Source organism: Pseudomonas asuensis (genome assembly GCF_014646755.1).
GTDB lineage: Bacteria > Pseudomonadota > Gammaproteobacteria > Pseudomonadales > Pseudomonadaceae > Chryseomonas > Chryseomonas asuensis.
Genome location: NZ_BMNW01000005.1, coordinates 449,513 through 462,293, shown reverse-complemented (window position 1 = coordinate 462,293; position 12,781 = coordinate 449,513). Strand labels below are relative to the sequence as shown.

Sequence of the window (12,781 nt, the reverse complement as noted above, 5' to 3'; positions counted from 1 at the left end):
TTTTCATCGTCAAGCACCTATACCCAAAACCCCCAGGCCAACAGGCCCGGGGGTTTTGCTTTTGGGCCGAAAAAAGAATTTTCTGCAATAAGCCGCTTATCAAACACATGATGGGTGACTATATCTCAGGTAATCTAGACTGATGTCAGATCTTCCTAATTCGCATCAATCGCATGACCTTTCCGCCATAATCGCTTGTCCTGAGTGTGATCTTTTGATGCAAAAGGTTACGTTAGACTATGAGTATAGGATGTCGTGCTCAGGGTGCGGATATGAGCTTTTTTACTATAAAAAGCACGTGGTTAATAAAGGCCTTGCTTTAGTATTCAGTGCTCTGCTTCTTTTTATACCTGCTAACTTTCTGCCCATCATGAAGCTTAAGATGTTTGGGCAGCAGACGCATGACACTGTTTGGGGCGCAGTCATGGCTCTTTATAGGGCAGATATGACCGTCATTGCTTCATTGGTTCTTTTATGTAGCTTCTGTATTCCGCTGTTTAAGCTGCTGTGTCAATTATCAGTGCTTATCAGCCTTAAGTGGCCTGCAATTAAAGCTATAGGTATCTTGGCACTAAGGTGTTATCAGCATCTTCGTGAGTGGGGCATGTGGGAGATTTATCTGCTGGGTATCCTTGTCGCCATGGTCAAGGTTGGAGATGTAGCAGAGTTGAGCCTTGGGATGGGCTTGTTTTGCTTTGTAGCTTTATTACTTATACAAATTTGGCTCGACTCACTTATTTCACCCCAGCAACTGTGGCAAGAGATGGAGTGGGAGTCTGATCATGCGAGCGATTGATCAGGGGCTATGGGTATGCCGTGAATGCCACAAGCTGAACACCCCTTCTAAATCTTGCAGTCGCTGCAGAGCGCGTCTCTATCCTCGCTTTCCCAAAAGCTTATCTAGAAGCTGGGCGCTCTTGCTTGCCGCCGCTATTTGCTATGTCCCGGCAAATACATTACCCATCATGACAGTAAGTTACTTCGGCAAGGGTGAGCCATCAACCATCATGTCCGGCGTTATTGATTTAGTTAATAATGGGATGGTGCCTATTGCTGTGGTTGTATTTGTCGCCAGCATTGTCGTTCCTACATTCAAACTTATAGGCTTGGCGTGGCTATTGATTTCTGTGCAGCGACAAAGAGCTATACGAGCCCGGCAGCGCATGTTTCTGTTCCGCTTTATCCAATGGATTGGGCGCTGGTCCATGCTGGATATTTTTGTAATTTCAATTCTTGTAACGCTGGTTGATTTCGGCAACTTTGCCAGTGTAGAGGCTAATCCTGGTGCGATCGCCTTTGCTGCCGTAGTGATCTTTACCATGCTTGCTGCAAAGACTTTTGACCCCCGGTTGATCTGGGATCATACCTGTCCAGAGGAAAAAGATGAGTGATCTGCCACAGCCCGTAATACGTCCTGCTTCGCGATGGTCTGCCCTCTGGATACTACCGTTGATTGCTCTGGCTATTGCTGCCTGGTTAGGGTGGAAGGCTTATAACGAGTCTGGTACACAAGCAACGGTCCGCTTTGATGACGGAGAAGGCATTAGCGTGGATCGAACTGAGGTGCTTTATAAAGGCATCTCTTTAGGTAAGGTAAGCAATATTAAGGTCGCAGAGGATAATCGGGGCGTTATTGCCACGATAAATATCAATAAGGATGCGGCGAAGTATTTACGTTCTGAAACGCGCTTCTGGCTGGTAAAGCCTCGCGTGTCTCTAGCAGGTGTAACGGGGCTGGAGACGCTTGTATCTGGACAATATATTGCGATACAACCTGGCGGAGGAGAGGTTGCGCGCGACTTTGTCGCTTTGCGAGAGCCCCCGTCATTAACTGGTAATCTGCCAGGTCTGCACCTTACGTTGAAGGCCGAGCGGTTAGGCTCTCTTGTTCAAGGCAGCCCGGTTTATTACAGGCAGCTGGAAGTGGGCCAGGTAGAGGGCTATCAATTAGGCAGTGATCCGCGAGTTATTGAAGTCAAGGTCCACGTTCGTGAAGAGTATGCTCATCTTGTCCGCAAGCACACGCGTTTTTATAACGCTAGCGGCATTAGTATCTCTGGTGGGCTTGATGGCTTCAAGGTCCATAGCGAATCGATCCTAAGCCTTGCAGTGGGCGGAATTGCTTTTTTCACGCCGGCAAATCAGGAGGATAGCCCACCTACTAATGGTTCTCCCTTCAAGCTGTATAGCGACTATGAGGCTGCCGAGGCGGGTTATAAGGTGGTTGTACATGTGCGTGATGTCGCTGGGTTAAATCCAGGGCGTACACCCGTCATGTTCAATGGCGTTCAAGTGGGGATGATGAAAGCCTTGAAGATGAATGAGGACTATACAGGGGCTACAGCCGAATTGATGATGGACCCCCGTACTGAATCGCTCATGAATATAGGAAGTGAGTTCTGGACAGTTAAGCCTTCCATTTCGTTAGCAGGGGTAACGGGCATTGAAGCACTGGTAAAAGGTAACTATATCGCCGTACGGTTCGCCAAGCAGGGGCGTCCCGCCCGCGAATTCACTATCCGTTCCAAGGCGCCTCCCTTGAATACTGATGCGCCCGGCTTGCATTTGGTGTTATTCAGTGATCGCTTGAACTCAGTAGATATTGGAAGTCCGATCCTGTACCGGCAAATGCAGGTTGGGAGCGTGCAAAGCTATCAGTTATCTCGTGACCAGCAGCGTGTTGTGATCGGTATTCATATAGAACCGGAATATGCCACTCTGATCAACTCTTCGACTCGATTCTGGAATGCCAGCGGCGTGACGCTTATGGGGAACCTAAACGGTATCCAGGTCAAAAGTGAGTCATTACAAACATTGATTGCTGGAGGAATCGCATTTTCTACGCCTGACATGAAGGCAAAGCGTGTCGGCGACGCTCACCGCTTTACGCTGTTCAGTGATCAGGAAGAGGCGATACGCAAAGGAACGCTGATTGAGCTGCGCATGGATAATGGCGAAGGTATGAAGCCTGGGACTCCCCTTAACTTTCGTGGCTTGAAAGTAGGGCAGGTGGAAGATGTCGAGTTGGCAGGCGACTTGGCTAGTGTGAAGGTTAAGGTTCGTGTAACCGAAGCGGAAGACCGTATTGCCAGCTTAGGCGCTCAGTTCTGGGTCGTTAAGCCAGAGCTGGGGCTTTTAAGAACGGAAAACTTGGGAACGCTGGTAACGGGACGCTATATCGAAGTTTTACCTGCCGCTCGAGTAGGTGCTGCCAAAACCCATTTTGATGTTTTGCCTGAGCCGCCGAATACGCTGGATAAGGAGCCAGGGTTGCATTTGGTACTTAGCGCATCTCGACGTGGCTCGCTTAAGCCTGGTGTTGAGGTGAGCTATAAAGAGATGCCGGTGGGTAAGGTGACGCGTTTGGAGCTAAGCAGCGAAGCTAGCCGCGTACTGGTACATATTCTGATCGAGCCGCGCTATGCCCCTTTGATACATGCAGGAACGCGGTTCTGGAATGCAAGTGGTGTTGCTGTGGATGCAAGCCTGTTTAAAGGCGTCAAACTACGAAGCAACTCATTTGAAGCTCTGTTAGAAGGCGGAATTGCCTTTGCTACTCCTGAAACTGATATGGGTAAACAGGCCCTGCCAGGGCAGACGTTTGTTCTGTTTGATGAAGTAGAGCCTGACTGGCAGGGTTGGTCGCCAAAGATCAAATTAGGTAACGCCAACTGAGAAGAACAGGCTTAGGCCTGCTCTTCTTCGAGCACTTTTGTTGCTTCAGGTGCTACCGAATCCTCTCTACGATGAATGTATTTCCAGTCGTCTTCGTCAATATAAATACCGTTAGGGCTGCTTCCACCTTCCAAGTCAATAGCTACATGCGCCGCCACTTGAGGCTTTACGCTGGCAAGTATCGGTACGAAACCTAGCTGGCGACTCGTCTCGATCAAGGCCGTTTGGTTGCGCTCATCGATGTCGGCAGCTTCATCGAGGTAGTAGGGTAACCGTATACGGCTAGCCTGTTCACGGTCCATAAGGTGCAGGAGCAAGTACATGTTGGTTAGCGCTTTGATGGTCATGGTTGTGCCGTTTGAAGCCGCACCGTCAATGTCGGTGTGGATGATGGGCTGACCACCAACCTTGGTAATTTCAAAGGCCAGTTCGAACAGGTCTTTCAAGCCTAGCTGATTGTGGTTAGCCGCGACCAGGCGGGCCAGGTACTCCTTGGCCTCTTCATTCTTGGCGTCCTGCTCGGCGCTTTGGGTGAGATCGAAGACAGAAAGCGTTTCGCCTTCTTCGTATTGGCCTGCGCTGTGAATGATCTGGTCGATGTGCTTGAGCGCCTCCTTGTTGGGGGCAAGCACGATGCGAAAGCTTTCCAGATTCGAGACCTGTCGACGATTGATCTCACGATTGAAAAGACTCAACTGGTGCTCAAGGTTGTCGTAGTCATTACGGATGTTGCGTAGAGTTCGGGCAATATCCGTGACCGCCGCGCGGCGAGCCTTGGCAAGGGTCAATGCCTCATCCTGACGATGGGCATAGGCATTGACGAGTAAGGTCAACCTGCGTTCGGGATCTTCTTCATTGTCAAACTTGGCAACCCCCTTGAGACGAACTTGAGCATAAAGCGCGTCGATTTGAGTATCGATACGTTGCAGTGCTTGCCAGGTATCCTGGTAATCATTCAACAGGGGCAGCAGGTTTTCCAGCGAATCATCTACAGACTCCATAAAGGGGGTGCCTTGAGGAAGGTCGCTAGGAAGTAGTTGCCTGCGGCGTAGCGCATCTTCCAAAGTGCGTTGTTTAGCTTCCAGATCAGCCAATTGACGCGCAATGAGCTGAAGTTTTACAGAAACCTGTTGAACACGTTCGGTAAAAGCATCGCTTGAGCGCTTGAGTTCGTCTTGCGAGGCCTCAAGCTGGGCAGATTGCTCGAGTTTTTCAGGTTCTTGAGCGACCAGAGTCTGATAGCGGCGGAAGTCTTCCAGGGCTTTCTGGGCATCCAGCACGTCTTGATAGAGCTTGTCAGATTGAGCTTTGCTCATGACTCGGTCGGCAGCAACTGCCTGCTGAGTCTTTAATTGTTTAAGCTCTCGCTCCAGGCGGTCACGCTGGTCACGCAATGCAGCCCTATCAGCCAAGGCTTGCAACGTCGGAGGCTCAATGGACGAAAGATCAATCGAAAGGCCTGGAGCCTCAAAGCGATCACCCTTAAAGGCGTCCAGTACAGCATTAAGTGTTTTTATCCAATGCTCATTATCCAGCTGAACGCCTCGCTCGCCCAAGGGCAAGCTGAACAGTGCACCATTAAACAGGCGCATCAGTCGATCAACATCCTGCTGCGAAAACTCTTCACGCAGACGTGCGTAGCTGTTGTTATCGGCGTGATCCAGCTGTTGATTGATTGATTTTAGGCGTTTCTCAAGGTCGCGGACACGCTCGTCGAGATCATCACTACTGAATTGTCGTGACTGAGACAAAGCACCAGCGAGTTCATCATGGGCATCTTTGGCGGCCATGAGGTTCTGCTCAAGCTGAGCCGCAGACTCAATCAGGGCAAAGCGATTTTTCAGAGCAGCCATTTCGCCTAGCCAACGCTGAGTATCGCTGAGCTGACGCTCCAGGCGCATCATCTCCTGGGTGCTGTTTCGCTGAGTATTCTGTAGTCGGTCTTGCTCACTGCGGAAATGCTCGGCCTGGCTCACTAGCTCATCACGACGGTCTTCCGAATAGGTTTGCCAGGCACCAAGAAGCGCATCCAGTAATGGGGAGAGGCGGTGCAGCTTGCCGCGTAGTCGTTCACGTTGTTGGACGCCATTGGCCAATGCTTCTACCAGCGGGCCGGCAGCCACCAGCGCTTGATAGTCCTGCTCCATACGGCGTACGTCACGGAAGGCCTCTTCGGTAGCGGCAATGTAGTCGACACTGCCGGAGCGCAAGCTGTGTTCAAACGCGTCGAGGAATAACTGCTTGAGCTTGGCGGCCGTAATCTCTCGCATATGCAAGAGGTTGATAAACAATGCGCGGAAGGTTTTGAGGCTTTGCTCGCTGGTGGAGCGCAACGGAATCAATGTCAGATCCAGCGGGATAGATGTATGGCCACCAACCAGAAGACGCCGGAGCTCTTCGGGTTTGACTTCATACGCTTTGATGCCTTCGCGCTCCAGGTTCTTGAACAATTCACGCTGTCGCAGACAGGTGCCGTTCTTCTGGTAATGAGCCAGATCAAGTTCACCCGCATAGGCAAAGAACTGATGTCCGAAGCCGCCTCCTGGCCCTCGACCTACTACGCCAATGACGTGAGAGCCATGGGGCAGGAAGAGTTCTACCAGTATGTAACTGGTGTCTGTGGCGAAGTAGAACTTGCGTGACTGCTCCAGGTTGTACTTGCCAAAGCTCATGTCAGACATGCGGGCCAATATGGGGAACTGAAGCGCATTGATCGAAGCACTCTTGCCCAGGTTGTTGGCGCCATACACCGATAAGGGATGTTCAAGCGGGAAAAGGCCCAGGCTGTAACCCGCTGTATTAAGTAGGGCGAAGCGGCGTATGCCGTAACGGGTAAGGCTCATGCTTCGGTCTCCTGATGGGCGCGTTCTTCAGCTATGGCTCGCGCCAGTTCGTCCTCGTTATCCCCGGCAGAGGGGCTACTTAGCGAGTCGGCGTCATCATCAACTAGCGCTGGTACAGGGAGTGGCAAGTTGCTGTGGAGCGTGGCGGCAAGGTCTCGGTCTTGCTGGACCGCCAGGCAGACATCCAGAAAACGGTGCATGGGCGGTAGGAAGCGGTAGATGCCGTTGTCTTCCGAGGCAAAGCCCAGTTGAGTCAGGCGCCGGAGAATCTTTTCCTCTAGCTCATCCTGAGTCTGTACTTCCGCCTGCAGGAACAGGTCGCGGTATTTTTCGAGTAATGCGGGCAATTCGTCTCGGCCGAGGCTACCACCATCCAGAACGCTCAGCGGATCACGGCCTTGGTCGGCAAGGTGCTCAACCATGATGAATGTAAAGAGCGCCAACCGCTGAGCCGTCTTGTTTACTTGGGCGCCCATTTGTTCAGGGACGAAGTAATAGAAGCCACGTGTGTCGCAGACAAGTTCAAAGCCTAGCGCCTTGAAAAGGGTGCGATAGGCATCCTGAAGATTGGAGAGTTGTGCATATAGCTCCGGCTCACGGCGACTGATGTGAAAGCCTTTGAGCAGCTCGCGGAAGATAGGCGTGAGCAGGGAGAGTTCGGTTAAATCAATGTGCATGAGTGTTGCTCGCAGTATCTCGGGCGGAGAGGGCGAAAGAGCACAGGCTGACCCGGTGCTTGGCTGTATCGTAGTCACGGCGAGGCAGGCGCTCGCGCTGGAACCGGCTGTCACGAGAGAGCCGAGAGAACCAGTACAGGAGTTCGTCAGTGGCGCCTTCGGGTTCCTGATCGAGTAGCCAGATCATCAGGTCTGGCATAGGCAGGGCATTCTCACAGCGATCCAGCATTTCGCGCGCGGTACGGGGTGCCTTGGACCTTGCAGTTTCCTTGCGCGACTCGCTTGCCTTGGGAAATTGCGCAGGCTTGGGCTCGAAATGAGCCAGGGCATACACATAGCTTTCCACTTGCGAGGCCGTACCCAGAAACACACTTTGAGGTCGGCTGAACAAGGGCATTGCTGTTTGGGGAACGGCATCCAGGCCTTTGCGGCGAATAGCAGACAGCGCCAGGGCAGCGCCACGAGTAATGGCGTTGTGGCGGCGAGCCTCTTCACGCAGAGGCAGCAATAGTTCACGTGCCCGCCGCAGGGAAAGCTGAGCCGTGGTTTGCATCTCAAGAATACGGGCATGGGTGCGCAGCAATAGATCATCATCTACGAGTTGGCCAAGACGATGTTGCTCGCCCATCAGGCGTAGCAGGACATGCTCGACCCGGTTGACGCCTTTCTCGAAGATGCCATCAGCCGAAACAAGTTGAATCATGGGTTCGACGTATTCATCCCAGGTAGCCAAGACCTCGGCGTAACGCTGGCGCAGGGGAATCTGGCGGTCACTGGTCTTGGCTCGCTCGGCAACACCTACAAGTGCATGCTCGTCGTTGCTCAACTTTTTCAGGACGTCCCGTACACGCATATCCAGCAGACGTAACTGACGAGCCAGTTCGTTGCTGTCCCGGGCCTCGAAGGCATCCTGAATATGGGCAGCTAGGCGCTCAAGATGACGCAGATAAGCTTCAATCTCTAGACATAACCCCAGGCGATGCTCGCGACGTAGGTAGGCTAGAAAGTCATGAATCTGCGCATTGAGTTCGAAGCGGTTTGGGCTCTTGGCAACCGGGACCAGAATATCCAGACGAATCCACGCATCGAGCAGTGCGGTGATATCGGCTGGCGTGCTGTCAGGCAACTGTGCGCCGAGTCGGGCGCGGAGTTCTACAAGGCTCAGGGTGCCGCTATCGAAATGCTCGCACAGCGGGTCCAGCTGCGCCCAGTGTTCGGCAAGTGCACGGAGGACGCGCTTGGGGTCGATCATGGCGAGGCTGTCTACACAAAAGAGCCAATTGTACTGCATGGCCTGGTAGAGGGTTAGCTTTGGCATAGGGTCGATCAGTTTGCGTAATGAGTGCGCTTTTGCCTTTCCGTCTGGTGCCAAGGCGAGCGATAATCGGTCTTTTTGCAGCGTCTTCTACGGCGCTGATCTATGATGAGCCAGATGACTTCTTTGTTGCTGACGGAATGCTGCCAATGATGGCCGAAGATCGGCGCCGCGCGTATCTGCGAGCCATGCAGATAGACGTCTGGCTGCCTCGAACGGAGCTGCCTTTTGCCGCGCCTTCCCGTTTGGAATTGCTGGAGTATGTCGAGCCGGCTGACCTGCCTGAGGTTGAGTCTGCCCCCGTTATAGCCAAGCCGACCCCTAAAGTGGACGTGCCAGCAGCCAGGCTGGTGAAGCCGGAACGCTCAGCCGTTTTGCCGGTTAAAGCAACCACGCCTGAACCGGAGCCTCGTCCTGAGCCAATCAAGCGTGAGGCTCCGCCCCGGTTTTCCTTGCAGTTATTGCGAGCCGGGTGTTGCCTCTTATTGGTTGATCTACCCGCAAGCGCTTCGCTAGCGGGGCGTGATCCTGCTTATGTCTTGCTTAGAAATATGCTGCATGCCGCTGGACTGCCCGACAGTCCCCAATTATTAGGCGAGCCTATCCGCTGGCCGCTGTTGGCTAATGTTGCGCTTGACCAGGGGCCTGCCGAAGCACGGAGTTTTGTGCAGAGTGTAGTCGCGTCTCAGTTGGAGACCGAAGTTTGTGATTGCTTATGGCTGATAGGCCATGCAGCGGCGCGCTTTGTTTCGAGTGATGAGGTGGCTATTGAATGTCAGGAAATTCGGCTGGATAGTCTCGGTTCTGCCTGGGTCATTCCAGGGCTTGAAGCCCTTATGGAACAGCCTCGCCTCAAAGCTGATGTATGGCGTGCCATGCAACGTATTCGCCCCCGTTGGACAGATGTTAGATGAGCGATTCCATCCATTTCCGGCCGATGACTGAGGCCGATCTTAATACCGTTCTTAAAATTGAATATGCAGCCTTTAGCCATCCGTGGACGCGGGGCATTTTTCAGGATGGACTTAAATCCTATGACTGCTGGGTAATATTTGACGGTGAGCAGCAGGTAGGACACGGTGTGATCAATGTCATTTTAGATGAAGCGCATCTACTGAATATCACCGTGAAGCCTGAAAGCCAGGGCAAAGGCCTGGGTTTCAGGCTTTTGGATCATCTTATGGAACAGGCTCGCTTGTCTGAGGCCAAGGAGTGCTTTCTCGAGGTCCGTGAGAGTAACCAGGCAGCGTACCGGCTCTATGAACGCTATGGTTTCAATGAAATAGGCCGCCGCCGTGATTACTATCCTGCCGCTGATGGGCGTGAGGATGCCTTGGTCATGGCGTGTACGCTGCTGGATTGAGCCAGGACTTAGTGCCCTGGCTTCTTCTCGTCTAGATCAAAGTCATCGGCGGGTTGTTCAATATCGAGGTCGGTTGCATCTAAGTCAGCTGAGTTTTCGGCACGACGCTGGTCTGCCTCATTTACTTCATCTGGATTGCCATCCCACTTCTCGCCATCCAGCGGTAGGACGCGGCCCATTTCGGCCTCGTCCATACCGACACCGCCGCCGATGTCTCTATCGCTGACAACAGTCAGCTCTTTGTCTACAGGCCAGGCATCGCCGTACTCATCAGGATTGCGTGCGCCAGAGTCATCAAGCAAGGTCTCTGGGGCCATGTCATCCATTGTGACGTGATGATCGACCGTTTCGCCTTCAGTCATACCCGCTTCGCTCACACGCTCAGGCGGGAACTGGCCTTCGTAGTCTTCTTCCGTCTGCTGGCCTCGGTCTTTGCCATGGAATAGCTCGTCGTTAAAGTCAAGTTCCTGCATGCCGCCCATGCGATCTTCATTGTCATCAATAGGTAGCGGGTCTCGGTTCATATCGGGCTTTTTCATAAGCGTCTCCTCAAGAGATTCGGCTATCCCATACAGTTGGGTCATGTTGGTGTGACCCCATTTCGACGACGGGATTCCTTTGTTCACCTATGCTCGGTTTGCCAAGTAGTTGTCGAAAAGCCCCTCGAACGATAGTGAAAATCCATAGTCAGAGCGTACATGATGAATTCAGAGATCGAACTACCCGTACCTCTTCAGCGCTGCGCTTTTTTCCTTGATCTGGACGGAACGCTTGCAGCTATACAGCCCCGCCCCGAGCAGGTTTTCATTCCTGAAAAAACGCTTTCTTCTATTCATGCGCTTACTCAGGCAGGCATTCCTGTCGCGGTAGTGTCTGGACGTCGAATCGATGATATCGATCATCTGGTCAAACCGCTGCAGTTGCCTGCAGGTGGCATTCATGGCGCTGAGCGTCGTGATTATGCTGGGCAAGTGCATCGGCTGGCACTCGACGATGAGCTGTTGGGGCGTATAGCCGCAGAGCTTGAGGCAGCCATTGAGCCGTATCCCCAGCTTTATCTGGAAAGTAAGGGGATGGCCTTTGCACTGCATTATCGGCAGGCGCCTGAGCTGGAAGATGAAGCACGGCGGATTGCCGAAGCCTTGGTTGAACGGTATCCGCAGCAGTTGACCCTGCAGCCTGGCAAAAGTGTGTTTGAACTCAAGCCTAAAGGCGCAAGCAAGGGGGCGGTTATTCGTACCTTCATGCGTGAGGCACCCTTTGATGGACGAGTTCCTGTCTTTCTCGGTGATGACCTGACCGATGAGGCCGGCTTTGAAGTCATTAATGAAATGGGAGGTCTCTCCATCAAAATTGGAGAAGGCTCGACTGTGGCGCAGCAACGACTGGAGTCGGTTGAAGCTGTGGCTGATTGGCTGTGCGGCCTGGCAGAACAAGCCGGTAGTGCACACGTAGAACAAGAGGATTGAAGATGAGCCGTTTGGTGGTAGTTTCTAACCGTGTAGCACCCATTGAACCGGGTAAGGCTCCGTCGGGGGGATTGGCAGTAGGCGTGCTCGACGCATTGCGTCAGTCAGGCGGTATTTGGCTGGGCTGGAACGGCGAGGTTTCCAATGAGGAAGTACCGCCTGGGAAAAACGAGACACACGATAACATCACCTATCATACTTTCGCGCTGAACAAGCGTGACTATGATCAGTACTACCGCGGATTTGCCAACGCCACGTTATGGCCTGTCTTCCATTATCGGGTTGACCTCTCCCGCTATAGCCGGGAAGAGTACGATGGTTACCGTCGCGTTAACGCAGCTATGGCAGAGCGTCTCAAGCCTCTGCTAAAGCCTGACGATATTATCTGGGTGCATGATTACCACCTGATTCCCTTTGCGGAAGCCTGTCAGATGATCGGTATCCGCAACCGTATCGGGTTCTTCCTGCACACGCCATTCCCGGCACCTGAAATCCTGACAGCCATTCCGCCACACAATGAGCTGCTCAAGACGTTGTGCTTTTACGATGTGGTGGGCTTTCAGACGGAAACGGACAAGCTGGCCTTTCAAGACTACATCACCCGCGAAGTTCGCGGTGTGCTGGAAAGTGATGGCAGCCTGACAGCATATGGTCACAGCTTCCGCGCCGAAGTGTATCCAATCGGTACCGTCCCAGACGATATCATCAAGCAGGCAGAATCCTATCGTGCGCGGCGTAATTTCATCTCGCGCAGCATTGAAGGCGTGCCGTACAAGACGATTGTCAGCGTAGACCGTCTGGATTACTCAAAGGGGCTGGTTGAGCGTTTCTGCGCTTATGAAAAGCTCTTGGAGCGTTTCCCTGATCACCGTAAGCGGGTGCAGTTTGTCCAGATCGCACCGACTTCGCGTTCCGATGTGAAAACTTATCAGCATATTCGTCAACAGCTTGAGTCACAGGCGGGCCATATCAATGGTCGCTTCTCGGAGCTGGATTGGACACCGATTCGTTATCTGAACAAGAGCTACGACCGCCGTACCGTTATGGGGCTGTTCCGCTCTGCTGATATTGGCTTGGTTACGCCATTGCGGGACGGAATGAATCTGGTAGCTAAGGAGTATGTTGCTGCGCAGGACCCTGAAGATCCAGGCGTTCTGGTGCTGTCACGCTTTGCAGGTGCGGCTCGTGAGCTTAACTCAGCGCTTATTGTGAACCCTTACGATACTGTTGGCATGGCTGAAGCCTTAGATCGAGCCATTCAAATGCCGTTGCAGGAGCGTAAGGACCGTTACGAGGATATGATGCGGATTATTCGCAAGAATGACCTGGCCTCCTGGCGAGACAAGTTCCTTGCAGATCTGCGGGCAGTAAAAGCCAAGCCTATGGCTAATTTGCATGCAGTAGGCGCCACAGGCGGCTGACAGAAAATAAGTAATAAA

The 12,781-nt window shown here is 52.8% G+C and carries 11 protein-coding genes; 7 read left to right on the top strand and 4 right to left on the bottom strand.

The genetic code is table 11. From position 1 onward, the window contains the following. The first annotated feature begins 142 nt into the window (after positions 1-142). From IEX86_RS14000 to IEX86_RS13990, 3 genes are read left to right on the top strand one after another with little or no spacing between them, the layout of a single operon-like run. Positions 143-796: a paraquat-inducible protein A gene (locus IEX86_RS14000; RefSeq protein WP_188866732.1), complete on the top strand. Its 654-nt coding sequence runs from the start codon at positions 143-145 to the stop codon at positions 794-796. After that, on the top strand, positions 783-1,391 hold the full coding sequence (locus IEX86_RS13995; protein ID WP_188866731.1) for a paraquat-inducible protein A: 609 nt from the start codon (positions 783-785) through the stop codon (positions 1,389-1,391). Before IEX86_RS14000 ends, IEX86_RS13995 begins: the two co-directional genes overlap by 14 nt. Continuing rightward, complete coding sequence (locus IEX86_RS13990; RefSeq protein WP_188866730.1) at positions 1,384-3,675, top strand: PqiB family protein; 2,292 nt, start codon at positions 1,384-1,386, stop codon at positions 3,673-3,675. Before IEX86_RS13995 ends, IEX86_RS13990 begins: the two co-directional genes overlap by 8 nt. Before the next feature lie 11 nt (positions 3,676-3,686). Here the strand turns inward: IEX86_RS13990 and mksF are convergent, their stop codons facing one another. Genes mksF through mksB form a run of 3 tightly spaced genes read right to left on the bottom strand, consistent with a single transcriptional unit; the run spans position 3,687 to position 8,447 of the window. Next, entirely contained in the window at positions 3,687-6,518 is a 2,832-nt protein-coding gene (mksF, locus tag IEX86_RS13985; RefSeq protein ID WP_188866729.1) for an Mks condensin complex protein MksF, read from the bottom strand. After that, complete coding sequence (gene mksE / locus IEX86_RS13980; RefSeq protein WP_188866728.1) at positions 6,515-7,195, bottom strand: Mks condensin complex protein MksE; 681 nt, start codon at positions 7,193-7,195, stop codon at positions 6,515-6,517. The genes mksF and mksE overlap by 4 nt, the downstream gene beginning before the upstream one ends. Next, a complete protein-coding gene (gene mksB, locus IEX86_RS13975) occupies positions 7,185-8,447 on the bottom strand; it encodes an Mks condensin complex protein MksB (protein WP_188866758.1) in 1,263 nt (420 codons plus the stop codon). Before mksB ends, mksE begins: the two co-directional genes overlap by 11 nt. Positions 8,448-8,659: 212 nt before the next feature. Between mksB and IEX86_RS13970 the strand changes: the two genes are divergently transcribed. Next, positions 8,660-9,424, top strand: a complete 765-nt coding sequence (locus tag IEX86_RS13970; protein ID WP_188866757.1) for an energy transducer TonB — start codon at positions 8,660-8,662, stop codon at positions 9,422-9,424. Continuing rightward, positions 9,421-9,873, top strand: a complete 453-nt coding sequence (gene rimI / locus IEX86_RS13965) for a ribosomal protein S18-alanine N-acetyltransferase (protein WP_188866727.1) — start codon at positions 9,421-9,423, stop codon at positions 9,871-9,873. Before IEX86_RS13970 ends, rimI begins: the two co-directional genes overlap by 4 nt. 8 nt (positions 9,874-9,881) lie before the next feature. On the opposite strand, the gene IEX86_RS13960 is transcribed toward rimI, so the two are convergent. Continuing rightward, on the bottom strand, positions 9,882-10,412 hold the full coding sequence (locus IEX86_RS13960; RefSeq protein ID WP_188866726.1) for a hypothetical protein: 531 nt from the start codon (positions 10,410-10,412) through the stop codon (positions 9,882-9,884). Positions 10,413-10,574: 162 nt separating this feature from the next. Here IEX86_RS13960 and otsB point away from each other — a divergent pair, with 162 nt between their 5' ends. Both otsB and otsA read left to right on the top strand, forming a co-directional pair. Beyond that, positions 10,575-11,342, top strand: a complete 768-nt coding sequence (gene otsB, locus IEX86_RS13955) for a trehalose-phosphatase (protein ID WP_188866756.1) — start codon at positions 10,575-10,577, stop codon at positions 11,340-11,342. Between the two features lie 2 nt (positions 11,343-11,344). Further along, complete coding sequence (otsA, locus tag IEX86_RS13950) at positions 11,345-12,763, top strand: alpha,alpha-trehalose-phosphate synthase (UDP-forming) (RefSeq protein ID WP_188866725.1); 1,419 nt, start codon at positions 11,345-11,347, stop codon at positions 12,761-12,763. Positions 12,764-12,781 lie beyond the last annotated feature (18 nt).

Bases quoted from the DNA above. Each gene is read 5' to 3' on its own strand.
- otsA (WP_188866725.1), top strand. From the start codon at position 11,345: ATGAGCCGTTTGGTGGTAGTTTCTAACCGTGTAGCACCCATTGAACCG.
- IEX86_RS13995 (WP_188866731.1), top strand. From the start codon at position 783: ATGCGAGCGATTGATCAGGGGCTATGGGTATGCCGTGAATGCCACAAG.
- mksE (WP_188866728.1), bottom strand. From the start codon at position 7,195: ATGCACATTGATTTAACCGAACTCTCCCTGCTCACGCCTATCTTCCGC.
- IEX86_RS13990 (WP_188866730.1), top strand. From the start codon at position 1,384: ATGAGTGATCTGCCACAGCCCGTAATACGTCCTGCTTCGCGATGGTCT.
- mksF (WP_188866729.1), bottom strand. From the start codon at position 6,518: ATGAGCCTTACCCGTTACGGCATACGCCGCTTCGCCCTACTTAATACA.
- rimI (WP_188866727.1), top strand. From the start codon at position 9,421: ATGAGCGATTCCATCCATTTCCGGCCGATGACTGAGGCCGATCTTAAT.
- otsB (WP_188866756.1), top strand. From the start codon at position 10,575: ATGAATTCAGAGATCGAACTACCCGTACCTCTTCAGCGCTGCGCTTTT.
- IEX86_RS14000 (WP_188866732.1), top strand. From the start codon at position 143: ATGTCAGATCTTCCTAATTCGCATCAATCGCATGACCTTTCCGCCATA.
- IEX86_RS13970 (WP_188866757.1), top strand. From the start codon at position 8,660: ATGATGGCCGAAGATCGGCGCCGCGCGTATCTGCGAGCCATGCAGATA.
- mksB (WP_188866758.1), bottom strand. From the start codon at position 8,447: ATGATCGACCCCAAGCGCGTCCTCCGTGCACTTGCCGAACACTGGGCG.
- IEX86_RS13960 (WP_188866726.1), bottom strand. From the start codon at position 10,412: ATGAAAAAGCCCGATATGAACCGAGACCCGCTACCTATTGATGACAAT.